Origin of the sequence: Pseudomonas sp. GM17, assembly GCF_000282175.2 — a bacterium.
Classification (GTDB): domain Bacteria; phylum Pseudomonadota; class Gammaproteobacteria; order Pseudomonadales; family Pseudomonadaceae; genus Aquipseudomonas; species Aquipseudomonas chlororaphis.
Map to the genome: position 1 here is coordinate 6,172,245 of NZ_CP124732.1, position 24,870 is coordinate 6,197,114.

At 65.1% G+C, this 24,870-nt stretch carries 22 protein-coding genes; 8 read left to right on the top strand and 14 right to left on the bottom strand.

Annotated elements, in window-relative coordinates; all coding sequences use genetic code 11:
* Window positions 1–71: 71 nt before the first annotated feature.
* From PMI20_RS27585 to PMI20_RS27595, 3 genes are all read left to right on the top strand, one after another.
* Window positions 72–662 carry a DedA family protein gene (locus tag PMI20_RS27585; RefSeq protein ID WP_007929473.1) on the top strand — a complete coding sequence of 197 codons (591 nt, stop codon included), beginning with the start codon at window positions 72–74 and terminating at the stop codon, window positions 660–662.
* Window positions 663–785: 123 nt separating this feature from the next.
* Window positions 786–2,036 carry a 2-aminoadipate transaminase gene (locus PMI20_RS27590; protein WP_007929472.1) on the top strand — a complete coding sequence of 417 codons (1,251 nt, stop codon included), beginning with the start codon at window positions 786–788 and terminating at the stop codon, window positions 2,034–2,036.
* Between the two features lie 147 nt (window positions 2,037–2,183).
* A complete protein-coding gene (locus PMI20_RS27595; RefSeq protein WP_007929469.1) occupies window positions 2,184–2,423 on the top strand; it encodes a hypothetical protein in 240 nt (79 codons plus the stop codon).
* A 9-nt stretch (window positions 2,424–2,432) separates the two neighbouring features.
* Here the strand turns inward: PMI20_RS27595 and PMI20_RS27600 are convergent, their stop codons facing one another.
* A complete protein-coding gene (locus PMI20_RS27600; RefSeq protein ID WP_007929467.1) occupies window positions 2,433–3,254 on the bottom strand; it encodes an amidohydrolase family protein in 822 nt (273 codons plus the stop codon).
* Window positions 3,255–3,328: 74 nt separating this feature from the next.
* Between PMI20_RS27600 and PMI20_RS27605 the strand changes: the two genes are divergently transcribed.
* Both PMI20_RS27605 and PMI20_RS27610 read left to right on the top strand, forming a co-directional pair.
* Entirely contained in the window at window positions 3,329–3,685 is a 357-nt protein-coding gene (locus PMI20_RS27605) for a hypothetical protein (RefSeq protein WP_157173174.1), read from the top strand.
* Entirely contained in the window at window positions 3,669–4,943 is a 1,275-nt protein-coding gene (locus tag PMI20_RS27610) for a glycoside hydrolase family 68 protein (RefSeq protein WP_007929466.1), read from the top strand. The genes PMI20_RS27605 and PMI20_RS27610 overlap by 17 nt, the downstream gene beginning before the upstream one ends.
* 227 nt (window positions 4,944–5,170) lie before the next feature.
* Here PMI20_RS27610 and PMI20_RS27615 read toward each other — a convergent pair whose 3' ends face one another.
* The 13 genes from PMI20_RS27615 to PMI20_RS27675 all read right to left on the bottom strand — a co-directional run bounded on the left by PMI20_RS27615 (window position 5,171) and on the right by PMI20_RS27675 (window position 20,862).
* Window positions 5,171–6,265: a polyamine ABC transporter substrate-binding protein gene (locus tag PMI20_RS27615; protein ID WP_007929464.1), complete on the bottom strand. Its 1,095-nt coding sequence runs from the start codon at window positions 6,263–6,265 to the stop codon at window positions 5,171–5,173.
* Window positions 6,266–6,370: 105 nt separating this feature from the next.
* Window positions 6,371–7,186: a carbon-nitrogen hydrolase family protein gene (locus PMI20_RS27620; RefSeq protein WP_007929462.1), complete on the bottom strand. Its 816-nt coding sequence runs from the start codon at window positions 7,184–7,186 to the stop codon at window positions 6,371–6,373.
* 162 nt (window positions 7,187–7,348) lie between these two features.
* Entirely contained in the window at window positions 7,349–7,732 is a 384-nt protein-coding gene (locus tag PMI20_RS27625) for a hypothetical protein (RefSeq protein WP_007929460.1), read from the bottom strand.
* Window positions 7,729–9,243 carry a flavin-containing monooxygenase gene (locus tag PMI20_RS27630; protein ID WP_007929458.1) on the bottom strand — a complete coding sequence of 505 codons (1,515 nt, stop codon included), beginning with the start codon at window positions 9,241–9,243 and terminating at the stop codon, window positions 7,729–7,731. Before PMI20_RS27630 ends, PMI20_RS27625 begins: the two co-directional genes overlap by 4 nt.
* A 112-nt stretch (window positions 9,244–9,355) precedes the next feature.
* The gene (locus tag PMI20_RS27635; protein ID WP_007929455.1) at window positions 9,356–9,853 is read right to left on the bottom strand and encodes an HIT family protein; all 498 of its coding nucleotides are present in this window, start codon (window positions 9,851–9,853) and stop codon (window positions 9,356–9,358) included.
* Window positions 9,854–9,901: 48 nt separating this feature from the next.
* Window positions 9,902–10,858 (bottom strand): fatty acid desaturase family protein, encoded by a 957-nt coding sequence (locus tag PMI20_RS27640; RefSeq protein ID WP_007929454.1) that lies wholly within the window; start codon window positions 10,856–10,858, stop codon window positions 9,902–9,904.
* A 26-nt stretch (window positions 10,859–10,884) separates the two neighbouring features.
* A complete protein-coding gene (locus tag PMI20_RS27645) occupies window positions 10,885–11,916 on the bottom strand; it encodes a ferredoxin--NADP reductase (RefSeq protein ID WP_007929452.1) in 1,032 nt (343 codons plus the stop codon).
* Window positions 11,913–13,217 carry a fatty acid desaturase gene (locus PMI20_RS27650; RefSeq protein ID WP_007929446.1) on the bottom strand — a complete coding sequence of 435 codons (1,305 nt, stop codon included), beginning with the start codon at window positions 13,215–13,217 and terminating at the stop codon, window positions 11,913–11,915. The genes PMI20_RS27645 and PMI20_RS27650 overlap by 4 nt, the downstream gene beginning before the upstream one ends.
* A gap of 79 nt (window positions 13,218–13,296) precedes the next feature.
* Complete coding sequence (locus tag PMI20_RS27655) at window positions 13,297–14,433, bottom strand: acyl-CoA dehydrogenase family protein (protein ID WP_007929445.1); 1,137 nt, start codon at window positions 14,431–14,433, stop codon at window positions 13,297–13,299.
* Window positions 14,434–14,461: 28 nt separating this feature from the next.
* Window positions 14,462–17,074 (bottom strand): aminotransferase class III-fold pyridoxal phosphate-dependent enzyme, encoded by a 2,613-nt coding sequence (locus PMI20_RS27660; protein ID WP_007929444.1) that lies wholly within the window; start codon window positions 17,072–17,074, stop codon window positions 14,462–14,464.
* Entirely contained in the window at window positions 17,067–17,345 is a 279-nt protein-coding gene (locus PMI20_RS27665; RefSeq protein ID WP_007929443.1) for an acyl carrier protein, read from the bottom strand. Before PMI20_RS27665 ends, PMI20_RS27660 begins: the two co-directional genes overlap by 8 nt.
* A gap of 809 nt (window positions 17,346–18,154) precedes the next feature.
* Window positions 18,155–19,024 carry a LuxR C-terminal-related transcriptional regulator gene (locus PMI20_RS27670; protein ID WP_007929724.1) on the bottom strand — a complete coding sequence of 290 codons (870 nt, stop codon included), beginning with the start codon at window positions 19,022–19,024 and terminating at the stop codon, window positions 18,155–18,157.
* Window positions 19,021–20,862: a fatty acyl-AMP ligase gene (locus PMI20_RS27675; protein ID WP_007929722.1), complete on the bottom strand. Its 1,842-nt coding sequence runs from the start codon at window positions 20,860–20,862 to the stop codon at window positions 19,021–19,023. Before PMI20_RS27675 ends, PMI20_RS27670 begins: the two co-directional genes overlap by 4 nt.
* Before the next feature lie 348 nt (window positions 20,863–21,210).
* On the opposite strand from PMI20_RS27675, the gene PMI20_RS27680 reads away from it, so the two are divergent.
* From PMI20_RS27680 to PMI20_RS27690, 3 genes are all read left to right on the top strand, one after another.
* Window positions 21,211–22,680, top strand: coding sequence for an amidase (locus PMI20_RS27680; RefSeq protein WP_007929719.1), 1,470 nt, complete (start codon window positions 21,211–21,213; stop codon window positions 22,678–22,680).
* A 14-nt stretch (window positions 22,681–22,694) separates the two neighbouring features.
* A complete protein-coding gene (locus PMI20_RS27685; protein WP_007929717.1) occupies window positions 22,695–23,837 on the top strand; it encodes a fatty acid desaturase family protein in 1,143 nt (380 codons plus the stop codon).
* A 234-nt stretch (window positions 23,838–24,071) separates the two neighbouring features.
* Window positions 24,072–24,776 carry a hypothetical protein gene (locus tag PMI20_RS27690; RefSeq protein ID WP_007929715.1) on the top strand — a complete coding sequence of 235 codons (705 nt, stop codon included), beginning with the start codon at window positions 24,072–24,074 and terminating at the stop codon, window positions 24,774–24,776.
* The last annotated feature ends 94 nt before the right edge of the window (window positions 24,777–24,870 follow it).

Below are 24,870 nucleotides of genomic sequence, written 5' to 3' on the forward strand. Positions count from 1 at the left end.
GCTCGGACACGCTATGGTTCAGCCGGTTGATCGCACCACCCCATTAGCCCTTCAAAGGCTCCCGGATTCCCATGTTCGAACACCTCGACCTGCACGCCCTGCTCGCGACCTACGGTTACTGGGTGATCGTCCTCGGCTGCCTGCTCGAAGGCGAAACCGTGCTGATCCTGGGCGGCATGGCGGCGCATCAGCAAGTGCTGGATCTTTGGGCCGTGATTGCCGTGGCCACGGTCAGCGGGATGTTCGGCGACCAGTTGCTGTTCTGGAGCGGGCGGCATTTCGGCGGGCGTTTGTTGCCGCGCCTGAAGGGCCAGCAGGCCGCCATCGAGCGGGTGACCGGGCTGATCCGGCGTTACCCCTCGACCTCGGTGCTGGCGGTGCGTTTCATGTATGGCATGCGCTGGGTCGGCCCGGTGGTGATCGGCGCCAGCGGTCTGTCGCCGCTGCGTTTCACCCTGCTGAATATGCTCGGCGCGCTGCTCTGGGCCACGCTGTTCGTCTGCGGCGGCTACTGGGCCGGCGATGCGCTGGAGCATCTGTTCGGCGATTTGAAGCCTTATCGCCTGCCGATTGTCCTCGGTGTCGTGGTGCTGGTGCTGCTGGTCGCCCTGCTGCGTCAGCGCCGGGCCAGGGCCAGGAACGCCGCGCCGCTTAACGGCTGATCCCGCCCCCACCCCAACATCCGGAATTTTCATACTGACCCCCGCACTTTATTTCGTTTGCGGCCCCACCCCGCTCTTGGCTTAGATAGCCCGCATGTTCCAGGCAGACAGAGCCCTTAGCCCATGAGCAGCGAAAGCATCAGCCAGTCGATTTCCATCGTTCACCCCATCCGTCTGAGCCACGGCAAGAATGCCGAGGTGTGGGACGAGAATGGCAAGCGCTACATCGATTTCGTCGGTGGGATCGGCGTGCTCAACCTAGGGCATTGTCATCCGCGGGTGGTGGCGGCGATCCAGCAGCAGGCCACCCGGCTGACCCACTACGCGTTCAACGCGGCGCCCCACGGGCCCTATGTGGAGTTCATGGAGCGGCTGGCGCGCTTCGTGCCCTTGAGTTACCCGGTCAGCGGCATGCTCACCAACAGCGGCGCGGAGGCGGCTGAGAACGCCTTGAAGATCGTCCGGGGCGCCACCGGGCGTACCGCGGTAATCGCCTTCGATGGCGGTTTCCATGGCCGCACCCTGGCCACCCTCAACCTCAACGGCAAGGTCGCGCCCTACAAGCAGAAGATCGGCGTGCTGCCCGGCCCGGTGTACCACCTGCCCTACCCGAGCGCGGACAACGGCGTGACCTGCGAGGAGGCGCTGAAGGCCATGGACCGGCTGTTCAGCGTGGAGATCGATGTCGCCGAAGTGGCCTGCTTCATTGTCGAGCCGGTGCAGGGCGAGGCTGGTTTCCTGGCCCTGGACGTCGAGTTCGCCCGTACCCTGCGACGCTTCTGCGATGAGCAAGGCATCCTGCTGATCGCCGATGAAATCCAGTCCGGTTTCGGCCGCACCGGCCAGCGCTTCGCCTTCTCGCGGCTGGGGATCGAACCGGACCTGGTCCTGCTGGGCAAAAGCATCGGCGGCGGTGTGCCCCTGGGCGCGGTGCTCGGGCGCAAGGCGCTGCTGGACAACCTGCCCAAGGGCGGCCTGGGCGGCACCTATTCCGGCAACCCCATCGCCTGCGCGGCGGCCCTGGCGACCCTGGACGAGATGAGCGACCACAATCTGCAAACCTGGGGCGAACGCCAGGAGCAGGCCATCGTCAGCCGCTACCAGCACTGGCGGGCCGAGCGCCTGACACCTTATCTAGGGCGCCTGACCGGGGTCGGCGCCATGCGCGGCATCGAGCTGCTCAAGGCCGACGGCTCGCCGGCCCCGGAACAACTGAGCGCGCTGCTCAGCGCGGCGCGGGACGCCGGCCTACTGTTGATGCCCAGCGGCAAGTCGCGGCACATCATCCGCCTGCTGGCGCCACTGACCATTGAGCCGCAGGTGCTGGAAGAAGGGCTGGATATTCTCGAGGGCTGCCTGGCGCGGTTGGCATGACACCGCGCGTTTGCACAAAAGCCGCTCGCCGTGGACACTGGCGCCCCTCATGCCATCGACAAGGAAGCGCCACATGACGTGTCCCGGCTACAGAGAGCGGCTCACGACCGCCAGCCCAGGAATCTTCGGCCGCGGCGAGCAAGACTCATGAAGCAGTACATTCCCTTTGTGCTGGTCTACCTGCTGCTGACGCCGCTGTACTACTGGATGAAGCCTTACCCGCTGAGGAAGTGGACAGGCCTGGCCCTGGGCCTCGCCGGGCTGCTGTGGATTCTGTTCCTGCCGCCCATGCTGGGCGAGATCGATGCCGGGCTGATTGCCGTGGCGCTGGTGGCCATGGGCAGCTCGCTGTTTTTCAGCCGGCGCCGCTACCAGGACCACGCCTGAGGCGCTGCGCTACAAGCCGAATACCCGCCGCGCATTGCCCTGCAGGAACTTGTCCCGCACCGGCTCCGGCAGCTCCAGGGCCTGGACCTGCTGCATGCATTTGGCGAACGGCAACTGCGGGAAATTACTGCCGAACAACACCTTGTCCTGCCCGTAGGTGCGCATGAAATGCAGCAGCTGCGGCGGGTAATAGGCCGGCAGGTAGGCCGAGGTGTCGATGTAGATATTGTCGTGCTTCCAGGCCAGGCCGATCATCTCGTCGGTCCAGGGGTGGCCGATGTGCCCGGCGACGATTCGCAGTTCCGGGAAGTCCAGCGCCACCTCATCCAGATAAGGCACCGGCCGCCCGGTTTCCGAAGGCATCAGCGGGCCGGTGTGGCCGACCTGGGTGCAGAAAGGGATGCCCAGCTCCACGCACTTGGCGTACAGCGGGTAGTACAGGCGGTGGTTGGGCGGCAGTTTCCACAGCCAGGGCACGATGCGCAGGGCCTTGCAGCCCAGCTCGTCCACCGCCCGCTCCAGCTCGGCCAGCGCCGCCATCGGCCGGCTCAGGTCCACCGTGGCCACACCAACAAAACGCTCGGGATAAGCCCGGGTATAGGCGGCGATTTCATCGTTGCTGAACACCCAGCGCTCCGGCCGGCACCAGGCCGCCAGCATCAGCTTCTCGACCCCGGCCTGGTCCATCAGCTCGACGGTCTGCTCGATGCTCAGCGGCTGGTCCAGCAAATGCGCGGAACCTGACTTCTCGAACAGCCGCGCCACCTCCGGCAGCAACAGCCGCGCCCGGCCGTTGGCCGGTTGTGCCCATGCGTCGATTGCACCCTTCATGAGAGCTATCCCCCTCTGCTGACCGTGATTCAGGCGACGAGGGCTCAGGCTACGTCCGCGCCATGACAGCGACAATGTTCGCAGCGCTCGGCGGCGTTGACCGATCCGCCCAGGTTCGGCGCCCACCCTCCACCTGGTTCCGTCTCCCTCCTTTCCCCCTTCCCTGCCCCTCGGATCGACCAACGGTTCCAAGCGCGCATTTTGCAGGCATCGTCGTTGATCGAGCCGAAAACGAACTTCTAGAAACAGAACTAGCTGAAACGTATCAGCTTCAGCAAAAACAGCAATTATGCATAAATGCAAATTTACCCTTGACCCAAAAAATCGCCTCGCTTAAGGTTAAATCACTGTATGCACATACAGTATTTTTTGATGAACATTTATGTGAATCCATTCACGGACGAGGTATTACCTATGAAAAGCAACACTGAAAAATTCGGCAAAACACCCCATCAACCCAGCCTCTGGACCCGGGCCGATGCGCTGAAAGTCCAAGCGGACGATCCCACCACGACCCAGCCACTGGTCAGTGCGGATTTCCCAGTATTGAGCAACGAGGTGTTCATCTGGGACACCATGCCGCTGCGCGACCTGGACGGAAACATAACCTCCGTCGACGGCTGGTCGGTGATCTTCACCCTGACCGCGGATCGTCATCCGAACGACCCGCAGTACATCGACGAAAACGGCAACTACGACATCACCCGCGACTGGAACGACCGCCACGGCCGGGCAAAGATGTACTACTGGTTTTCCCGTACCGGCAAGGACTGGGAACTGGGTGGCCGGGTGATGGCCGAAGGGGTTTCGCCCACGGTTCGCGAATGGGCCGGCACGCCGATCCTGTTGAACGAACAGGGTGAAGTGGACCTGTACTACACCGCCGTCACGCCAGGCGCGACCATCGTCAAGGTGCGCGGCCGGGTGGTGACCACCGAGCATGGCGTCAGCATGGTCGGTTTCGAGAAGGTCAAGCCGCTGTTCGAGGCCGACGGCAAGATGTACCAGACCGAAGCGCAGAACCCCTTCTGGGGCTTCCGCGATCCATGGCCGTTCCGCGACCCCAACGACGGCAAGCTGTACATGCTGTTCGAAGGCAACGTGGCCGGCGAGCGCGGCTCGCACACAGTGGGCGAAGCAGAAATCGGCGACGTGCCGCCAGGTTATGAAGACGTCGGCAACTCCCGTTTCCAGACCGCCTGCGTCGGTATCGCCGTGGCCCGTGACGAAGACGGCGACGACTGGGAAATGCTGCCGCCGCTGCTGACCGCGGTCGGCGTCAACGACCAGACCGAACGCCCGCACTTCGTGTTCCAGGACGGCAAGTACTACCTGTTCACCATCAGCCACACCTTCACCTATGCCGACGGCGTGACCGGGCCGGACGGGGTGTACGGTTTTGTCGCCGATTCGCTGTTCGGTCCCTACGTGCCGTTGAACGGTTCCGGCCTGGTGCTGGGCAACCCGTCCTCCCAGCCGTTCCAGACCTACTCGCACTGTGTGATGCCCAACGGCCTGGTGACCTCCTTTATCGACAGCGTACCGACCGACGAAAGCGGCACGCAGATTCGTATCGGCGGTACCGAAGCACCGACGGTCGGGATCAGGATCAAAGGGCAACAGACCTTCGTGGTGGCCGAGTACGACTACGGTTACATCCCGCCGATGCTCGATGTAACGCTCAAGTAATAGCGACACCGGGCGTTCAGGCAGCAGGTTCGAGTTCGATGAAGAACCCGTTGTGGATATGAATCGAGATATCCCGCCTGGCTCACTGCGACTTTGCTCAGGAGCTTCATTGAACAATGCGTAGTACCGACCCTTCGGAACTGGCTACACGGATGTAGCCAGTTCTGCTCCTTCCTTGCGCGACGCCCCTTTCCCCTTGGCCAGCATGGCTGTCCACTCCCCCGGGCTCAGCTCCCGGTCTTGACCTTGCTCCAGACCCGGGTACGCACCCGTTCCATTTTCAGCGGCAGCGGTTCCAGCGGGAACAGCGTGGCCATCACTTCCCTGGACGGATAGACACCCGGGTTGTCGCGGATTTTCTGCTCCACCAGCGCCGTGGCATCGCGGTTGGCGTTGGGGTAGCCCAGGTAGTCGGAAGACTGGGCAATCACTGACGGACGCAACAGGTAGTCGATGAACTTCAGGCCATCCTGTGGGTGCGGCGCGTCCTTGAGCAACACCAGGTTCTCCACCCAGACCGGCCCGCCTTCGCGCGGAATGCTGTAGACCAGATGACGGCCGTTGTCAGCCTTCTGCGAGGCGACCTGGGCATCGAACACCCCGCCGCTCCAGCCCACCACCACACAGACGTTGCCGTTGGCCAGGTCGGAGATGAACTTCGACGAATCGAAGTAGCGGATATGCGGCCGGACCTTGAGCAGCAAGGCCTCGGCCTTCTTGTAATCCTCGGGGTTCTGGCTGTTGTAGGGCAGGCCCAGGTAATGCAGGGCGATGGGGATGATTTCGTTCGGTGCATCGAGCATGGCCACCCCGCACTGGCTGAGCCTGGCCAGGTTCTCTTCCTTGAAGATCAGGTCCCAGGAGTCCACCGGCGCCTGGTCGCCGAGTAGCGCCTTGACCTTGCCGACGTCATAACCGATGCCCGTGGTGCCCCACAGGTAGGGTGCGGCGAAGCGGTTGCCAGGGTCGTTGCTCTGCACCTTGGCCAGCATCTCGGGGTCCAGGTGCGACCAGTTGCCGAGCTGGCTGCGGTCCAGTTCCTGGAGCACCCCGGCCTTGATCAGGTTCGGCAGCAGGTCGCTGCTGGCCACCACCACGTCATAGCCACTGCGCCCGGCCATCAGCTTGCTTTGCATCACGTCGCTGTTGTCGAAGGTGTCCTGCAGCACGCTGATGCCGGTTTCCTTGTGGAACTGTCCGGGCGTGTCCGGGGCGATGTAGTCGTACCAGTTGTAGAAATGCACGCTCGGTTCGGCGGCCTGGGCCGTAGCGAAACCGAACAGTGCGGCCAGGGCCAGGGGCAAACAGCGGATAGCTTTCATCTGAGGACTCCGAGCGTTGGCACCCGCCCAAGGGACGTGCGCCTCGCCTGCTGATTATGGATTGTTATGGCAGGGCCGAAAGCGGCGGAAAAACAGCGATGGGGTTTAAGGGATCAACAGCTCGCGACGGCCATCGGCGTGCTCGACGTACTCGCCGGACAGTTGCAGGCGCCGGTCGTGCAGGTAGTCGTAATCGCGGCGAGCGGCCTTGAGTTGCCCGAGGTCGAGCTGCACCACCTGCCGGCACTCGTCGCGGCCGGCCTCGAACAGCAGTCGGCCGAAGGGATCGACCAGCGCGCTGCCACCGGCGAACACCAGGCCGCCGGTGCCGCTGCCGACCCGGTTCACCATCACCGCGAAGGCCTGGTTCTCCTGGGCACGGGCCATGATCGCGGTGCGGTGCACCGGGCCGTAGGGGTCCATGTTGCCGTTGCTCACCAGAATCAGCTCGGCGCCCAGTTGGCCGAGGGCGCGGGCGCTTTCCGGCAGTTCGATGTCGTAGCAGATCAGCAGGCCGACCCGCACGCCCCGCCAGAGCACGGTGGCGTAACGATCACCGGGCTGGAACAGACCGCGCTCGTCGGGCCACAGGTGAGTCTTGCGATAACTCGTCGCCACCCCTTCGGGGGTCACCAGCAGCGAGGTGTTGTAGTAATGGCCGGCGGCTTTTTCGGCGATGCCGACCACCACCGCGACCCCCTTGGCGCGCACCGCCCGCAATACGGCCTGGATACTCGGCCCGTCCAATGGCTCGGCGACCTCGGCCAGTTGCTGCTGGTTGGCGAAACCGCTGATCTGGGTTTCCGGGAAGACCAGCAGGTCGATGTCGTCATCACAGTCGGCAATGCCCTGCAGGACCCGCTCGAGGTTGTAGGCCGTGTCGCCGTCACGACCGGCCAGTTGCATCAGTTCAATCTTCATCGTGGATCCTTTGAAGTGTCGGCAGGTCTCCGGACGCCACATGGGTGTCACCCGCCAGGGCTGGTGGCGAGTATGGAGGGGATGCAGCCGCGCGGTAATCACTGCAAAGGAGTACCCCGCCAGGGTTAGCTGGCGGGACAAGGCAACAGAAGACTGGCGGGGTCAGGCGTTACCCAGCGACTGGCGGGAAGCCCGCGCAGCCTTCAGCGCGCGCCAGGTCCAGAGCGCGCCGCACAGGTCCGGCAAGGCCAGCAGCAACAGCACCGGCGACACCAGCCCGGCGGCGACGAAGGCGGCAAAAAACACCGGCACCGACAGACGGATCGCCACCGTCAGGGCCATCAACTCGCGCCGCTCGGTGTAGCCGGCCCAGACGTAATAGACGCCCAGGTACAAGGCCAACTGGCCCATCACCCGGATCCACACCTCATCGGTCAGGGCGAAGCCGAACAACGGCAACAACAGGTTCGGCGCCAGCACCAACGCGGCGCCCAGCAACAACATGTACAGGCCGAACACAAACACGCTCTTGCCCGGATGGCTCATGGTTTCACTCCTTGGGGGTGCGAGGTGAGGCGATAGGCCTCGGCATCGAAATAACGGGTCTGCTGGCGGAACTGCCAGCTGAACCCTGGCCACAGGGCGACGTTGCGCCCGCTGCTGGGGTCCATGTACCAGCTCTGGCAATGGCCGACGCTCCATACCGCGCCGCGCAGCCGGTGGCGCAGGCCCTGGTTGAAACGCGCCTGGGCCTGCGGGTCGACATCGACACTGGTCACGCCCAGGCGTTGCAGGGTGTCCAGGGCGCCGAGGATGTAGGCGATCTGCGACTCGATCATGTAGACGATGGAGTTGTGCCCCAGGCCGGTGTTGGGCCCCATCAACAGGAACAGATTGGGAAAGCCGCTGACCGTGGTGCCCTTGTAGGCTTCGCTGCCCTGCTGCCAGGTGTTGACTATGTCCCCCCCGCCACGCCCGAGGATCATCCCCGCCGGGAATGGCGTGCGCGCCTTGAAGCCGGTGCCGAAGATCAGCGCATCCAGGGCATGGCGCTGGCCGTCGACGGTGATCAGCGCGTCCTCGGTGACTTCACGGATGCCGCTGGTGACCAGCCGGGTATTGGCCTGGGCCAGCGCCGGAAAATAATCGTTGGACAGCAGGATGCGCTTGCAGCCGATGGCGTAGTCCGGGGTCAGGCGCCGGCGCAGTTCCGGGTCCTTGACCTGGCGCCGCAGCAGGTTGAGCGCCAGCCATTTGTGCAGAGCCATCAGCCGCGGGTTGAACACGAAACCCAATACCCGGGTTTCATGGGCGGTATAGATCAGCCCGCGCAACAGCCGCTGCACCGCGGGAAAACGCCGCAGCAGGCGCTGGGCGGTCGTGGAAAAGGCCCGGTCCGGCTTGGGGATGATCCACGGCGGCGTGCGCTGGAACACCGCCAGGCTGGCCACCTGCGGCTGGATCTGCGGCACGAACTGGATCGCCGAGGCGCCGGTGCCGATCACCCCCACTCGCTTGCCGGCCAGGACATAGTCATGGTCCCACTGCTGGGAATGAAAGACCCGGCCCTTGAAGCGCTCAAGCCCCGGCAGTCGGGGATAGTCCGGGGTCGACAAGGCCCCGGTGCCGGCCACCACCACCTGGGCAAAACGCACGCCGCCACGGGCATCCGTCACCTGCCACAGGGCGCGCTCTTCCAGCCAGCGCAGGCCGGTGACCGCGGTGTTGAAGCAACAGTGTTGCAGCACCTGATACTTGTCGGCGCAGTGCCGCAGGTAGTCGCGGATCTCCGGCTGCGGCGAAAAGCGCCGCGACCAGTCGGGGTTGGGCTCGAAGGAAAACGAATAGAGGTGGGAAGGAATATCGCAGGCACAGCCGGGGTACTGATTGACCCACCAGGTGCCGCCGACGCCGGCTTCCTGTTCGAGGATCAGGAAGTCCTGTTCGCCGCGCTGGCGCAGGTTGATCGCCATGCCGATGCCGGAGAAGCCGGCGCCGATGATCACGACCCGATAGACCCGCGCGGGGTCGGCCTGCTCCTGAAGTAGCGCACTCATGTTCCTGACTCCTGGCGGCACAAACGCCGGGCGAGACCGCCCGCAGCGCATGCACGGCTGTTCATTCCGAAGTTCCGTGGATCGAGGGTGGGCCGCTCACCGGCCCTGGCGGTTAGGTTGACGCTGCGTGCAGCCTGCTGGTCCGGTGCGCCAGGTTCTCCAGCGCCTGCGGATCGAGTTCGGCGGCGATCACCAGGGCCTGGCGGCGCAGGGTCTGCAGGGGCGTGCGGCGGCCGAATATGCCGGTGAAGTGCATGAACATGCGCAGGCCGAAACCCAGCCCATCGCCCCTTTGCCGCGGCACCAGGTGCAGGTGGGCGTGGGGAATGTGCTGGTTGGTGGCCTTGCCGTCGTTGACGATCAGGTGCGTGCCTTCCACCCCGAAGCCGGCGCGCCGCTGGGCGGCGAGCAGGGTATCGAACACCTGGTACAGGTGCTGGCGGATGACCGTGGGCAGTTGCTCGAGTTTTTCCACATGGGCCAGCGGGATCAGCAGCAAGTGCCCCTGCCCCAGCGGATGCACATCCATGAAGGCCATGCAGTGGGTGTCGCGATAGACCAGGGCACTGGGCAATTCGCCGGCCGCGATCTGGCAGAAAATACAGGTCATCCGTGAATCCTCGGTGAGTGGCGCTCCTTCGGGCACTGTAAATGTAGCTCACGCCGCTCGCCGAGGTTCGGCGCAAGTTGTTACCGGACGTCGCGCGAACATCCGCGCCAGCAGCCAGCGGTCGCGCAGGTAGGGCTTGTTGTCCAGCAGCGCCGCCAGCCGCGGCAGGTTGACGAAGGGCACGCCGGGGTAGATGTGATGCTCGACGTGGTAGTTGATATTGGCCCACAACAGGCCGATCAGCCGGTCGCTGACGGTCACGGTGTTCTTCGCCAGGTCCAGGCGCTGCGGGTCGCCAACCGCCAGGGTGGCCATGGGGAAGTGCTCATAGCCCCGGGAAATCGGGTTGATCACCAGCGCCAGCAACAGCAGCGGCACGATGAAAATCAGCACGAATTGCAGCATCAGCCCCTGGCTGTAGCACCAGGCGCCGATCGCCGCCATCGACAGCAGATTGAACGCCAGCTCGCGCAGCACCCGGTTGCGCACCGCCTTGCCGTAGCGCACCAGGGAAAAGTAGATGAAGCGCGGCACGAACACGGCGATGCGCAGGAACATCCACTTCACCCCGCCGGTGTAGTTCCAGTCGTCGGGGTCCTTGTCCGGGTCGCCCAGGTAGCGGTGATGGTATTTGTGGCACTCGGTGAAGGAGGAAAACGGGAACACGATGAACCAGGCCATGAAGCGCCCGACCCACAGGTTCAGCGCCGCCGAACGAAAGCCGCTGGCATGCCCGCAATCGTGCTGCAGCACGGTGAAGGCATGCAGCTGGTTGCCCAGCACCAGCACCGCCAGCGCCAGGCCCCAGGGGTTGTCGCCGAGCAGGATGTACAGCGCCGCCGCGCACCAGACCAGCACATGCAGTACCGACCAGAGCACGAACTTCAGCGGCTGCGGCTGCATCAGTGCCTGCAGCTGGGCCTGGCGCTCGCGGTCGACCCGCAGTTCGGCGCGCTTGGCCAGCCGCAGTTCGTCCTCGGCGGCGTGGTGGGTTGAATGATTCATGAATTGACCTTCCTCTGTCTGTATCGCTAATCGACTTGCAGGCGCACGTCGTCCGTCAATGGATAGCCCACGCACAACAGTGCCTGGCCCCGGTTCAGTTCGTCCGCCGACAGCCCATGGTCCTCGCGCATGCGCACCTGCCCCGCCAGCCGGGTGCAGACGCAGGCCGTGCAGAAACCGCTGCGGCAGGAAAACGGTGGCTGCACGCCGCTGGCCAGGGCCGCGTCGAGCAGGGTCTGGCCCGGGGCGACCGTGAAACTGAACGCCTGGCCCTGCATCAGCAGTTCCACGCGTTTTTCCGTGTCGCCGCTGGCCACTGGCGCCTTGGCCGGGGTGAAACGCTCCTGGTGCACGCTTTCCGGGGCGATGCCCAGGGTCTCCAGGGCGGCGGTCACCTCGTCCATCATGCCGCTGGGGCCACAGCTGTAGTATTCGCGGGCTTGCGGGCCGGGCAGCGCGCCGAGAATGTCGATCACCCGCTGCCGGGTCAGGCGCCCTTCGTGGGCCCCCGGGGTGTCCGGCCGCGACAGCACATGCACCAGTTGCAAGCGCTCGCCGAAGGTCTGGCGCAGCTGGTCGAGCTTGTCGCGAAAGATCACCGACTCCTGATTGCGGTTGCCGTAGATCAGCGACACCTGGGCATCCGGCTCGAAGTGCAGCGCCGACTTGAGGATCGAGAAGATCGGCGTGATCCCGCTGCCCGCCGCCAGCAGCACCAGGTGCCGCCCCCGGCCCGGCTGCGGGGCGAAGGTGAAGCGGCCGTGGGTGCCGAGGGTCTGCACCGCGTCGCCGGCGCTCAGCTCCTGCACCAGGCGGTTGGAAACCTTGCCGCCGGCCACGCGCTTGACGGTGATCGACAGGGTCTTGTCCAGCCCCGGCGTGCTGCTGATGGAATAGGCGCGGCAGCCCTTGGCGCCGTCGACGTCGACCTCCAGGGTCAGGTACTGCCCGGCGCTGTAGCGGACTTTGCGCAGCAGCGGCTGCTTGAGGTGAATGGTCACCGCATCGTCGGTTTCCCGTTCGATGGCGGCGACTTTCAAAGTCAGGGGACGGTTCATGGCTGGCCCAGGGCGCTGTGCGCGGGGGTGGGTTCGTCGGCGTTGCGCGGTGTGGCGAGGCGCCGTTGATGGGCATGTTCATGGGCCGCGATGGGCGCCGGCAGCACCCGGAATTGCAGCAGGCGGACTTTCTCTGCGTGGTCCAGCGGCTGCCACCAGTCGAGCTTGTCCGCCAGCGCATCGAAGCGGCGCAGCATCAGCAGTACGAACAGGCCGAATACGCTGAGGTCGCGAAACACCATGGAACCTGCGGCCGCCAGTTCCGGCTTGAGCCGCTCGAACAGCGCCGGGCTCTCCGACCAGTGGCCGACAGACCAGTGATGGTGGCAGGCGTGGTAACCCTCGTTGAGGATGTTCACCGGTGTTTCCAGCAGGGTCACGGTGTTGTACATCCAATCCTTGGGGTCTTGCTGGCCGCCGTAGAAGGCGTGCTGGCTCCAGTGGATGACGCCCATCAGGAAGTTGCTCGCGCACCAGGGCACCAGCATGTAGAGCACGGCGATCGGCAGGCTGTAGCACGCCAGCGCGACGAACAGCCCGACATGCACCAGGTTGCCCATGACCATGGCCCGGGCCTGGCTGCGCTTGTGTTTGCTCTTGAAGTACAGCCAGGGCGAAACCATGAACTGCTGGTACATCACCTCGCGCACCATATACACGGCGAAATCCCAGGCGCTGGCATGGTCGTAGCGCGCGGTGGCGTAGACATCCAGCGGCCCGGCGTTTTCCCGGTGATGCTGTTGCAGGTGCGCCGCCGCATGGGGGATCAGGCCCATGGGAATGGCGAAGAACATGTACAGGAAGGAGTTGCCGACCCAGCGATCGAGCAGGCTCGAACGCTTGAAGATGCCGCCGGGCACATGGCCTTCCTGATGCATGGCGCTGAAGGAGCGGACAAAGCCGCGAATGTTCGGCCCATAGACGAAGGCGTAGAACAGCAGCACCAGCAACCAGGAGATTTCCTTGAGCCACAGCTGGGCGATGAACACCGGCCCGGCGGTCAGGCCCAGACTGATGACGGCGGCCAGGATCGGCTCGTCCCGCGGGTCCTTGAGCAAGCGGTCGGCCAGGGGTTGCAACAAGCGGTGATAGCTCGTCACCAGCCAGTTGCCCAGGGCCTTCATGCCCGGCAGCCACGACAACGACCGGCGCCCGGCCTGCAAGGTGCATGACAGGGCCAGAATCACAGCGATGGCCGCGGTGTTGAACACCAGCAGCAGGCTGAACAGCGGAATAGCCAGGCAGTGAAACCCGCGACCGACATTGGCCGGGCGCGGCGGATAGAGAAAATCGCTACTCATGCTTCTACTCCATTAGGCATGTTGCCGAGGCCGGAGCGACGCCAGGGGCGCCGAAGCTCCGACTGCGGTAGCAGGCGAATCAGGCGCTGTAGGACTCGCGCAGGAACTGCGCCAGCAAGGGCGTGGCGGCACTGCGGGAGATCGGGTGGAAGCCGATCGCCCGGGAGGCCGCCAGCAGATAGGCCACTTCGTCGGAGGCGATGAACGCCATGCCACCCAACAGCTCGACGCTGAGGTTGGTCGCCCGCTCGATCGCCGCCTGCACCAGGAAGCGCGTGCACAGCGCCTTGTGGTAGGTGTTCATCGGCGCATCCTGTTGCGCCTGCAATTCGCCGGCGGTGCCGAGCAGCGCCTGATGGGCGCCCTCCAGCTCGATGCACAGCAGGGCCAGTTGCGCGGGGTCGGCGAAGGGCTTTCTCAGCAACCGGTCGACCAGCGCCGAAGCCACGCCCAGGTAGCTGCCGCCGACCATCAGTTGGAACCAGCTCAGGCCGTTGAGCGAGGTTTCCATGGCGGTGGCGGCCACTTCTTCGCTGTCGGCGCCGTCGGCCAGCAGCATGCGCTCGCTGGGCACGAACACGCCGTTGAACACCAGTTCGTTGCTGTCGGTGGCACGCAGTACCGTGGCGTTCCAGAAGGGTTCGCGGGTGATCGTGCTGCCATCGGCAAAGACCACGGCAAAGCCCTGGCTGACGCTGCCGTCGTCCTGTTCACAGGCGACGCCGACCACGATCACGTCCATGTGGTGGCTCATGGTGCAGGGCTTCTTGCTGCCGTCGAGGACGAAACCGCCCTCCACCGGCCGCGCCTTGACGCTGCGGTTGAAGATCTCCGAGCCCGGCTTGCCCTCGGCGAAGGCCGAGGCGATCAGCAGCTGGTTCTGGGTGATGCCCCACAGCAGCTCTTCCGCCGCCGGGATCAACCCGCCCAGTTGCACGATGGTGGCGATGGTGTGGTGATGCATGGTCATCATCACCGCCAGGGATGGGCACAGCGAACCGATGGCGCGCAGGATCTCCACGGTCTCCTCCGGCGAGGCGCCGAGGCCGCCGTAGGTCTCGGGGATGATCAGGCCGGCGGCGCGGTAGTCGCGAAACAGCCCGCAGAGCACGGCCGGGTCGGCTTGCTCCAGGGCCATCAGGCCGCGCTCCCGGAGGGCGGCGAGCAGGCCCGGCAGGTACTTCTCGGTGGCGTTGCAGGCGTTGTGCATCGACATGGTGTGGACTCCTTTCTCGTTGTCAGGGTTAACCGGCTTTTTCGATCAACTGCTCCACCGCGGGGGCGAAACCGAAGGCTCGGGCCAGGTCGAAGATCGCTTCGGCATCCTCCAGTGGAGGACGCTTGCCGATGCTGTAGTCGCGCTGCAGGCCGGCCATGGTCAGGACCATGGTTTCGGCCAGGCAACTGAAGGTCACGCCCGTGGGCAGACCGGTGAGGTTCTGTTGGCCGAAACGCTGGCTGCGGTCGGGCAGATGGATCAGGCCGCCTTCGATCACCGTGACGTCCGGGCGCAGTGCCAGAGTGACGTGGCCGATGTCCGGCGGCTGCGCGCAGTCGCAGATGATCGCGTTCTGATGCAGCACCAGCGGGTCGATAAAGGCCGAGCCATTGGAGGTGGCCGAGAGCACGGTTTCCAGGCGCGGCAGCCAGTGGCCCAGGTCCGCGGTGATCACCAGCGGCGGCTGCACCTGCGGCTTGCCCTGGGCCAGGGCATCGACGCTGTCGAACAGCGTGCGCAATTGCTCCTCGTCGCCAAGGTCGCGATCCAGCAGTTGCTCGACGCTGGCCAGGCTCGGCAGGAGCAGCACCAGGGTCTTGGCGATGCCGCTGCTGTGGCCGCCCTGGATCTGCAGCAAGGCATCGCGATACAACTCGCCGGCCACCAGCCGCAGCTCGTCCATGGCGCCCCGATTGGCCCCATTGCCGAGCAAGACCAGGTGCTCGCAGAAGCGCCCCAGGCGCAGGCTGGCCAGGCGCCCCACCGAACCGTAGGCACCGATCACCCCGGTCAGGCGCTTGGCCAGCGGCGCACCGCGGTTGGCGCAAGTGCTCAGCAGCGCATCGACACCGACCATGGCCGTCAGGCTGTTGCCGGTGGTGGTATGGAACCGCTCGTTGATGACATCCACGCCGGCACTGGAAATCACCGAGGTGTAGGCCCCCAGCCCGACGAAATCCACCTCCAGCTCGGCGACGCTGTCCAGGTAGTTGGCCAGCAGCTTGCGCCGCTTGCCCAGGCTCAGGCGCATCAGGTCGCGCGGTTGCAGCAGGCTGCCGACCAGCCAGCCTTCGACGTAGTCGCCGGCATCGTTGTAGACCCGGCGGGCGTGATAGGACACCCCGGCGTCGAGGTCGGGCTTGGCCCATTCGGAGAAGTCGTCGAGCCAGCCCTGCATAAAGGTTTTTTCCGCCGCCGACAGCCCCAGGCCGTCCACCACGCTGTCGCCGTTGACGCTCTCGGCGGTGGTCGGGTGCAGCAGGAAGGCGAAGCGCCCCAGGCAACGCCCGCTGCTGCGTGGTTTGCCCGCTGCGATCCAGGGGCTCAGGGCCCCCCGGGGCCCGGCATAACCGTGGGCTTCGAGAATCAAGCGATGCTGCTGGTTGTGCACCACCAGTTCCGCCACCGCCTTGAGGCCTTCGAGCAACAGGTCGATATCGGCGCGCTCGATGCACAGCGGCGGCTGGATGCGCAGCACGTTGCCTTCGGTGAGGGTCGGCAGGCAGTACACGCCATGCCGGCTTTTCAGGTAGCCGCAGACGATCGGCACCAGGGCGCCGAAAGCGCTGGCCAGGGACAGCGTATACAGGCGCTCGCCGCTCCAGCGGCGGAACTTCAGGCCGAGCATCAGGCCGCGGCCGTCGAGGCTGTGGAACACCTCGGGATAGTCCTGCACCAGCCGCGACAGCCCGGCGTACAGGTAGGCGCCCTGCTCCGCCGCATGCTTGAGCTGGGCGCCGTCGTTGGCGGTGAGCTGGTCGAGCACGGCCAGGCCGATGGCGGCGCTGAAGCCGTTCACGGCGAAGGTGGAACTGTGGTGCCGGTCGAAATCGCGGCTCCAGCACTGCTCGCCGTAGATGCACGCGCCGATGGCCGCGACGCCGCCGCCCAAGGCCTTGGCCAACAGCACCACGTCCGGTTCCAGACCGTGGGCGGTGGCGGCGAACAGCTCGCCGGTACGGCCCAGTCCGGTCTGGATCTCGTCGAGCACGAACAGGGTGCCGTATTGGCGACAGAGGTTCTGCGCCGCCAGCAGGTAGCCTGGCGGCGGGGTGATCATGCCCGCCTCGCCCTGCACCGCCTCGACGAAAAAGGCCGCGGCGCGCCGGGTTTTCAGCAGCGCCTCGAGGGCCTCCAGGTCGCCATAGGGCACATGGCTGAAACCGTCGGCGCGGATCTGGAACGGCTCGCGGTAAGTGGCCTTGCCGGTGACCCCGACCGCGCCCTGGGTCTTGCCGTGAAAACCGGTCAGGGTGCCGATCACCAGCTCGCGCTGGGTCGCGGCGCGACACAGCTTGATCGCCGCTTCGACGGTTTCCGCGCCGCTGGTGGTGAAGGTCACCTTCGAGTGGGTACCCGGCGCCAGCTCGATCAGGCGCCGCGCCAGTTCTTCGGCGCCGGGGTTGATCAGCGGCTGGACCAGCGAGGCCTGGCCGCTGGCGAGAAAGGTGTGGATCGCCTCAGTAATAGGCGCCGCGCCATAACCGAAGGGCACCGCGCCGAACTGGCCGACGAAATCGATCAGGGTCTGGCCGCTGGCGGTTTCGATGCGAGTGCCCTGGGCGCGTACCACGGTCTCGTTGAGGCCGACGAATTCCAGCAGTTCCTGGCGGGTGATATTGAGCAATGAATCAGCCATGACTGACCTCCCTCACTGCGCCGAACGCGCCCTGGTTGATGACGCCGTACAGGTGCTGGCTGACCTTGCTCACGGTGTCGTGCAGGTAGGCCAGCTCAGGGTCCAGGGAGATGCCGAAACGGTCCTCGAACTCGGCGGACAGGCCGACGATCAACACCGAGTCGACGCCCATCTCGTGGAACGAGCGCTCGACGTCCAGCGACCCGGAATCGACCTCCAGCAGGCTGGCCAGGGTTTCGGTCACGGCAAAGGTTATTTCGTCTATGTGCACAGTCGCCTCCCAGCGTATTTCGCTTCCTTTGCATGGCCGTTGGCCCGCGCCAACCGCGTGGTGAAACCAGCGGATCAACGCTTGGGCAGGCGTCATGATGCAAACGCGTGTTGAGTGTGGATAACCCGACGGAGCAGGCTATTTGCTACACCCCGATGCTCGGCGTCATGCCGGTTCAGCTCAATACTCCGTAAGGAGTAGCGAGCCCTGTAGCAGCTGCCGCAGGCTGCGATAGGACCGAAGGTCCTCCAGCGGCCTCAAGATCCCTGCGCCTGCTGCGCAGTCGATCGCAGCCTCGCAGGCTCGGCAGCGGCTACAGGGTTTGGCGCCGACCGGTAGGTCGCGCCAGGCTTTGGCTTTGGCTTTGGCTTTGGCTTTTGATCTTGATCTACCCGCCCCATCGGGAGGCTTCGTTCCGGTGTTCATCAGGGGGATGGCGCGCAGCGCCCCTCGACGCAGTCGAGTACATCGTATGGAGGTCGAAGCGAAGCCGACCGGAGTCGATGCCCCCTGAGGGACGCCGGAGCGAGGGAACCTGAGCGCAGCGAAGGCCGTACGCAGGGGCAAGCGTTTTTGGTTCCTTTTTAGGCGTTTGTAAAAAGGGACTCGCCGTAAGGGCGAAACCATAAGCAGCCGTTACCGTAGAAATGGATATGTACACCATCCCAAACATGCAGCACCCAAACAGCCCCCATCGCGGCCAATCGAGCGTCGACCGGCCGCTCCTACAGAGGCGCAGGCGACGCCGAAGCACTGACCCCCGTCAGCACTGTGGAAGGGTTACCGGATGAAAGACAGGCAGGCAGCACTCACTCGTCGCAGAACAACGCCGCGATCTGCGCCCGACTCGACGCCTGGAGTTTGGAGAAGATGTTCTGCAGATGGGTTTTCACGGTCTTGTCGCTGATGCCGAGGATCTGGCCAATCTCCCAGTTGGTCTTGCCTCGGGCCACCCAGCGCGAAATCTCCGCTTCGCGGCTGGACAGGATGGACAACAGTTGATGGTTCGGCCCCGGGTTGTGGCGCAACAGCTTGCTGCCCAGCGCCCGGTTCAGGGCAATGTGCAGGTACGGGGCGAAGACCATCATGCGCATTTTGCTTTCATGGGCCACGGTGGCCGAGATGTTGTGAAAGAAGTAGCCGGTGAAGGTGTTGCGGTGCAATCCGGGCAGCAGGGTCCAGCCCAGGTTGCGTATGCCGTGTTCGCGAAAGATCTTCGCCCACACCTGGTCCTGCGAGTTGCCCAGGCGCTCCAGGGTGGTGAACTTGGGGCGCCCGCAATGCTCGATGGGGTCGATGCCCAGCGGCGGAATCATGCCGTCGCGACCGACGATGGCCTTGATCAGGTCATCGGAGACGCTGTCCGGATGAATCAGGTGCGAAAAGAACACCCGGTGCGCGCGGACCCGGCCGCTGGCGAACACGAAGTTCTCGCACGGCAGGATCTGCGGCAGCGCCAGCTGGGTCTGCTGCGTCAGCTCGGCGATGCTGCGCGCCGAGGTGATGGAGTTGAGCACGCTGGTCAGTTGCAGCCGTTGCTGGCTGTCGGTGGGCGGCAACGACAGCACCGACCGCGGGCGGCTGGCCAGTTCCAGCCGCGGTTCGCAGAAGGCCGGCTGGGCGAACAGCAACGCCGCGGGCTTGGGCGCATGCACCGGGCCGATCGATAGACTGGTCATGCTTCCACGACCTGGCTGTCGACGGTGATGTCACGCAATACCCGGCCGTTGCTCTCCACCGCGACCACCGACTTGTCCAGCGGGTGGACTTCGGCCGGCGCGGCATCATCGAGTGCCGCCAGCCAGGGAGCGAACTGCTTGCGGCACTCCTGGCGCTTGATCTTGCCGCTGGAGGTACGCGGCAACGACCCGCCGAACACCAGCAACAGCACCGGCCGCGCCAGTTGGTGCTGTTGCCACAGCCGCGCTTTCAAGTCGCTGAACAGCTGTGGCAGGTCGAGGCTGCGCAAGGCACGCCGTTCGATTTCCTGGGCGATCACCACCTGCTCGCTGTCGCCGGTCTCGATGCTGAAGGCCGCGGTGCCGTCCGGGCGAAAGCTGTCATGGGTGCGCAGCACGGTGTTCTCGATATCACCAGGGTGATGGTTGACGCCATTGACGATGATCAGGTCCTTGAGCCGCCCGGTGACGAACAGCTCGCCGTCGAGCAGGAAGCCCAGGTCGCCGGTGCGAAAGTAGCGCGACCAGCCGAGCGCCGGCGGGGCCGGGCGAAAGGCCGCGGCGGTGCTCTCCGGGCGCTGCCAGTAACCGCTGGCGACGCTGTCGCCGAGGATGCAGATCTCCCCGACCCGCCCGTCTTCCAGCGGCTGCTCGGTGTGCGGGTCGCAGATGAACGGGCCCTGCCCGGGGATGCCGCGGCCGCTGCTGACCAGAGTGCGCAGGCGCAACTCGGCGTCGCTGCCCGGGCCTTCATGCAGGCATGCCACATTGTCCTCCAGCAAGCCGGCATGGAACTGACGGATCACCGGCTCGCGCTTGCTGCCGCCGGCGCTGACCATCAGCGTGCCTTCGGCCAGCCCGTAGCAGGGAAAGGCCGAGGTGCTGGCAAAACCGGCGCGGGCGAAACGCTCATGGAAGGCGGCAATGGTCTGCGCCCGCACATGCTCGGCGCCGTTGAACGCCACCTCCCAGCTGCTCAGGTCGAGGCCGGCCAGCTCTTCGTCCTTGATCTTGCGCAGGCACAATTCATAGGCGAAGTTCGGCCCGCCGCTGACGGTGCCGCGGTAGGTGCTGATGGCCTGCAACCAGCGCAGCGGCCGTTGCAGGAAGTGGATCGGCGCCAGCAAGGTCGAGCCGAAGCCGACGAACAAGGATTGCAGGATGCCGCCGATCAGCCCCATGTCGTGATACGGCGGCAGCCAGCTGACCAGGTGGCTGTCCTTGTGGGTCAAAAAACCGCGGCTGATGCTGCGCGAATTGTGAATCAGGTTGCCGTGGGTCACCGCCACTCCTTTGGGAATCCCGGTGGAGCCGGAGGTGTATTGCAAAAAGGCGATATCGTCCCGGGTTACCGGGACGGCCCGCCACTCGCTGGCCAGGGCCAGATCGAGACTCGCCATGTCCAGCACCCGCGGACTCTGCGCCTGCCCCAGCCGGGCCCGGATGGTCGGGACATCCTCGCCACTGGCCAGTGCCGCCGTCGGCTGGCAGTCGTCGATGATGCCGTCCAGCCGGTCCAGGGTCTTGGTCGCCCCCGGCGGGTAGGCCGGCACCGCCACCAGCCCGGCATACAGACAGCCCATGAAGGCGATCACATAGTCCAGGCCTGGCTTGAGCAGGATCAGCACCCTGTCCCCCGCCTGGCAATGCCCCTGCAGCCGGACCGCCGCCGCTCGGGCCGCGCGGTCCAGTTCAGAGAAGGTGATCAGGGTTTCTTCGTCTCGCCCGTTGTGCAGAAAACGATAGGCCAATCGGTCCGGGATCGTATGGGCGTGAAGCTGCAGACATTCCGAAAAATTCGCATACGGAACGTCGCTATCGTGGTCGTTCGTAGTCATTATTTTGTGTCCAGGCAGCCGTACTTAGCCATCTCCCGCAAGGCCCGAAATCTGCGGCCTTGCGCATCCATTACGCTTGATCATCCTCTGGGAGCGCGCAGTCGAAGTTAATACTCCGAACGGCGTATACCCGCAATTTCCGCCCCCGGCGCATATTCGCCTCACAGCTCGATGCATGCATGGCTTTTTGCCATGTCACTTGCAGTCATCAGCTTTTTTCAAGGATGTGAAGCCGATATATCCAGGCCCGTGCAAGCCGGGCCTGTGCAACCGGCCATGCCATCAAACCCAGGCCGGAGCGGGAGCGCCCCGGTATCGCCAGCAGCGTGCGCAGCACGGGAGAACAGGATGTCTTTTAGCGAATACGCCACCTTCGATGCGGTCGGCCTGGCCGATCTGGTCAGGACCGGGCAGGTACGCCCCTCCGAACTGCTGGAGGAAGCCATACGCCGCATCGAAGCCTTCAACCCGGCGGTCAACGCCGTGGTCTACAAAGCCTACGACAAGGCCCGGGCGCAGGCCGCCGCACAAGACAAGGCGCCGCCGACCGGCGCGCTGCACGGCGTGCCGTTCCTGCTCAAGGACATCCTCGGAGACTGCCAGGACCTGCCTTCGACCCTCGCCTCGCGCATGCTGCAAGCGCGGGTCATGCCCCAGGACTGTGAGCTGGTGAAGCGCTTTCGCCAGGCCGGACTGGTGTTCGTCGGCAAGACCAACGCCCCGGAGTTCGGCATTCTGCCCACCACCGAAGGCGCCTTCCATGGCCCGGCGCGCAACCCGTGGAACCTGGAGTATTCCACCGGCGGCTCCAGTGGCGGCGCGGCCGCCGCGGTGGCCACCGGCATGGTCCCGGCGGCCCATGGCAACGACGGCGGCGGCTCGATCCGCATTCCCGCGTCCTGCTGCGGCCTGGTCGGCCTCAAGCCGACCCGGGCGCGCAACTCCCTGGCCCCGGACTTCGGCGAGCTGCTCAGCGGCCTGCTGGACGAACATGTGCTGACCCGCAGCGTGCGCGACAGCGCCGCCCTGCTCGACGCCACCCACGGCGTGGTGCCGGGCGACCCGTATCGCGCGCCGCCGATGCAGGGGCGCTTTCTCGACCAGCTCGGCCGCGAACCGGGGCGCCTGCGCATCGCCTATTCCAGTACAGACCCGGCCGGGCGGCCGCTGCACCCCGACTGCATCTCCGCGGTGGAAAGCACCGCGCGCCTGCTCGAATCCCTCGGCCACCATGTGGAAGAAGCGGCGCCGCAGCTGGACCTGCAAAGCTTCGCCGAAGCCTTCAGCGCCCTGTGGTTCTCCGGCATTGCCTTCGCCGTGGAACTGATGAGCCTGCAACTGGGACGCGGCCCGCTGCCCGGCGAGCTGGAAAACCTGACCCAGGCCGTGCATCAACGCGGCCTTGGCGTCAGCGCGGTGGAGTACCAGATGTCCGAGCTGGTGTTGCAGCAGGTAGGTCGGGAAATGGCGCGTTTCCACCAGACCTACGACTGCTGGATGACCCCGACCCTGGCCCGGCCGCCGCTGCGCAACGGCGTGGTGGATATCCATTCCAGCGACCTGGAAAGCACCTACGGCCCGCTGATCGACTACAGCCCGTTCACTGCCATCCATAACGCCTCGGGGCAACCGGCGATTTCCTTGCCGTTGCACTGGAACGCCGAGGGCCTGCCGATCGGCCTGATGCTCAGCGCCGCCTTTGGCGAGGAAGGCCTGTTGTTCCGCCTGGCCGGCCAGTTGGAACAGGCACGCCCGTGGAAGGACCGGCGGCCACAGTTGTTCATGCAGCACAGCCCCGACGAAGCGGTTATCGGCTAAGGAGAGCACCGAGCATGCGCACGCTGGACACCTCGACCGCCTCTGCTTGTTGCCGTGCCGGCGCAGGCCAGGAGCAGCCTCTGCCGGGGGCCATCCCCTGGCCCACCGACGGCCTGGACCGCGAGCAACTGGCGCGTTATGGCAAGGAGCTGATTCGCCAGACCCTGCCCTTTACCGTGGAAAACCGCCGCCTGAGCTGGTGGCATTTCTACTCGACGCTTTTGGTGATCGGGCTGTTCGGCTCGGCCGTGGCCCTGCCGCTGTGGTGGCCGCTGCGCCTGGGTTGCAGTGTGCTGCTGGGCTTGTCCCTGGTGCGCATGTTCGTGCTGTACCACGACTACATGCACGGTGCGATCCTCAAGGGCTCGCGTTTTGCCGAGGTGTTTTTCAAGACCTTCGGCCTGCTGCTGATGGCCCCGCCGACACTGTGGAAGCAGTCCCACGATTACCACCACGGGCACAGCTGCCAGTATGTCGGCGCGCAGAAAAACCGCCTGCCGCTGCTCTCTACTCACACTGACCTGGGCACCTTTCCCCTGCTGTCCACCGAGGAATATGCCCGCGCCGGGCGCCTCAAGCGCTTGCGCTACCGCGTCGCCCGACACCCGCTGATGATCCTGCTGGCGTCATTCAGTATCTTTATTTTCAGCATCTGCATGGTCTCGCTGATCACCCAGCCGCGGCATCGACTGTGGTCGCTGCTGGCCCTGGCGCTGAACCTGGCGAGCGCCGTCGCCCTGGCGCTGCTGGCGCCGGACATCCTGCTGTATGGGGTGCTGGTCCCCAGCCTGTCCGGCTCGGCGCTGGGCGCCTATATGTTCTACTGCCAGCACAACTTCCCCGGCGTGCGTTACCCCGAGCGCGCCGACTGGGACTACGCGGCCACCGCGGTGTTCTCCTCCAGCTACATGCGCACCGGCCCACTGATGGCCTGGTTCACCGCCAATATCGGCTACCACCATGTGCACCACGCCAACTCGGGCATCCCCTTCTACCGCCTGCCGCAAGCCATGGCGGCGATCCCGGCGCTGCAATCGCCGATCACCACCTCACTGCACCCGCGGGATATCTACCGCTGCCTGCGGCTCAAGCTGTGGGACCCGGCGCGCCAGCGCATGGTCTCGTTCGCCGAGTTTCATCAGCAGGCGCGACGCTGAAGGAAATGAGACAGGAACGGCTGCCGTGCGACGCCAAGCGTTGCCCAGTGAACGCTCGCCTGGGATGATCGGCGCCGGAATTTTCCCGTCGATCGCGGGTCAGTAGAGCCACGCCTTTTCGCACCGGTCCGTTGGTCCGTGACAATGGGGCCTCGGTCCCATAAATTAGGCGCCCTGAAAAGGCCCGGTGCTTTTCTAGCCTCATTTCCAGTTAAACGAAGTAGTGAAATATCAATGTCCGATTCCAATACAGAAGAATCCGTAAACGCCTTGTCGTCCAAAGCGGAATACGAAAACGCCATCAATCTTTCACAGCATGTTTCCCAGGCCAAGACCATCAGCGAGATGGTCCTCGACGCTTTCCAGTCCACCAAGGAAAGCGACCAGATCCGCGAATTGCGCGCCGAGATCCGCCAGGCTCACGACCGCTTCGACGACGACCGCGCCTATGAACTCATGGGCCAGCTCAAACAGCTCAAGGACGCCGAGGCCGCCGACAGCGCCGCCCTGGAAGACCTGAGCAGCAAGTTCCCGATCAGCCGCATCCTGTCCAGCTACAAGGATGACCCGAGCTTCCAGGAGCTGGTCTACGGCCTGGCGCTGAAGGTGCTGAACCAGACCCACCAGGCCATCAGCAGCCCGGGTGGCGGCAAGAGCAAGGCCTCGCGGGCCAAGAAGGAAATGGAAGTGTTCGCCATCAGCAAGGACGGCATCAGCGTCACCCTGCCGATCCGCCCGCGCTCCAAGGCCAACGTCGACCGTGAAGCCTTCGAGTTCCTCGGTTTCGCCTTTGTCGGCGAAGGCGACGAAGCGGAACTGGAAAGCGAAGTGTTCTTCGACAAGGACGGCAACGAACAGCCGGCCACGCGCAAGAACATCGTCACCGCGATCCAGCAGCAGACCGCGTTCGAAGGCTACAGCGCTCTACAACAGCAGTAACCCGTACCCGCGGGCTGGCTCGCGCAGACGGCGGATCGGGCAACAGTGCAGCGCGCCCTTCGCCGGCTGGCACCTACGAATCAAAGGCCGGGGC

Excerpts from the sequence above, each read along its gene's own strand:
- PMI20_RS27585 (WP_007929473.1), top strand. The coding sequence starts at position 72 with ATGTTCGAACACCTCGACCTGCACGCCCTGCTCGCGACCTACGGTTAC.
- PMI20_RS27590 (WP_007929472.1), top strand. The coding sequence starts at position 786 with ATGAGCAGCGAAAGCATCAGCCAGTCGATTTCCATCGTTCACCCCATC.
- PMI20_RS27595 (WP_007929469.1), top strand. The coding sequence starts at position 2,184 with ATGAAGCAGTACATTCCCTTTGTGCTGGTCTACCTGCTGCTGACGCCG.
- PMI20_RS27600 (WP_007929467.1), bottom strand. The coding sequence starts at position 3,254 with ATGAAGGGTGCAATCGACGCATGGGCACAACCGGCCAACGGCCGGGCG.
- PMI20_RS27605 (WP_157173174.1), top strand. The coding sequence starts at position 3,329 with ATGTTCGCAGCGCTCGGCGGCGTTGACCGATCCGCCCAGGTTCGGCGC.
- PMI20_RS27610 (WP_007929466.1), top strand. The coding sequence starts at position 3,669 with ATGAAAAGCAACACTGAAAAATTCGGCAAAACACCCCATCAACCCAGC.
- PMI20_RS27615 (WP_007929464.1), bottom strand. The coding sequence starts at position 6,265 with ATGAAAGCTATCCGCTGTTTGCCCCTGGCCCTGGCCGCACTGTTCGGT.
- PMI20_RS27620 (WP_007929462.1), bottom strand. The coding sequence starts at position 7,186 with ATGAAGATTGAACTGATGCAACTGGCCGGTCGTGACGGCGACACGGCC.
- PMI20_RS27625 (WP_007929460.1), bottom strand. The coding sequence starts at position 7,732 with ATGAGCCATCCGGGCAAGAGCGTGTTTGTGTTCGGCCTGTACATGTTG.
- PMI20_RS27630 (WP_007929458.1), bottom strand. The coding sequence starts at position 9,243 with ATGAGTGCGCTACTTCAGGAGCAGGCCGACCCCGCGCGGGTCTATCGG.
- PMI20_RS27635 (WP_007929455.1), bottom strand. The coding sequence starts at position 9,853 with ATGACCTGTATTTTCTGCCAGATCGCGGCCGGCGAATTGCCCAGTGCC.
- PMI20_RS27640 (WP_007929454.1), bottom strand. The coding sequence starts at position 10,858 with ATGAATCATTCAACCCACCACGCCGCCGAGGACGAACTGCGGCTGGCC.
- PMI20_RS27645 (WP_007929452.1), bottom strand. The coding sequence starts at position 11,916 with ATGAACCGTCCCCTGACTTTGAAAGTCGCCGCCATCGAACGGGAAACC.
- PMI20_RS27650 (WP_007929446.1), bottom strand. The coding sequence starts at position 13,217 with ATGAGTAGCGATTTTCTCTATCCGCCGCGCCCGGCCAATGTCGGTCGC.
- PMI20_RS27655 (WP_007929445.1), bottom strand. The coding sequence starts at position 14,433 with ATGTCGATGCACAACGCCTGCAACGCCACCGAGAAGTACCTGCCGGGC.
- PMI20_RS27660 (WP_007929444.1), bottom strand. The coding sequence starts at position 17,074 with ATGGCTGATTCATTGCTCAATATCACCCGCCAGGAACTGCTGGAATTC.
- PMI20_RS27670 (WP_007929724.1), bottom strand. The coding sequence starts at position 19,024 with ATGACCAGTCTATCGATCGGCCCGGTGCATGCGCCCAAGCCCGCGGCG.
- PMI20_RS27675 (WP_007929722.1), bottom strand. The coding sequence starts at position 20,862 with ATGACTACGAACGACCACGATAGCGACGTTCCGTATGCGAATTTTTCG.
- PMI20_RS27680 (WP_007929719.1), top strand. The coding sequence starts at position 21,211 with ATGTCTTTTAGCGAATACGCCACCTTCGATGCGGTCGGCCTGGCCGAT.
- PMI20_RS27685 (WP_007929717.1), top strand. The coding sequence starts at position 22,695 with ATGCGCACGCTGGACACCTCGACCGCCTCTGCTTGTTGCCGTGCCGGC.
- PMI20_RS27690 (WP_007929715.1), top strand. The coding sequence starts at position 24,072 with ATGTCCGATTCCAATACAGAAGAATCCGTAAACGCCTTGTCGTCCAAA.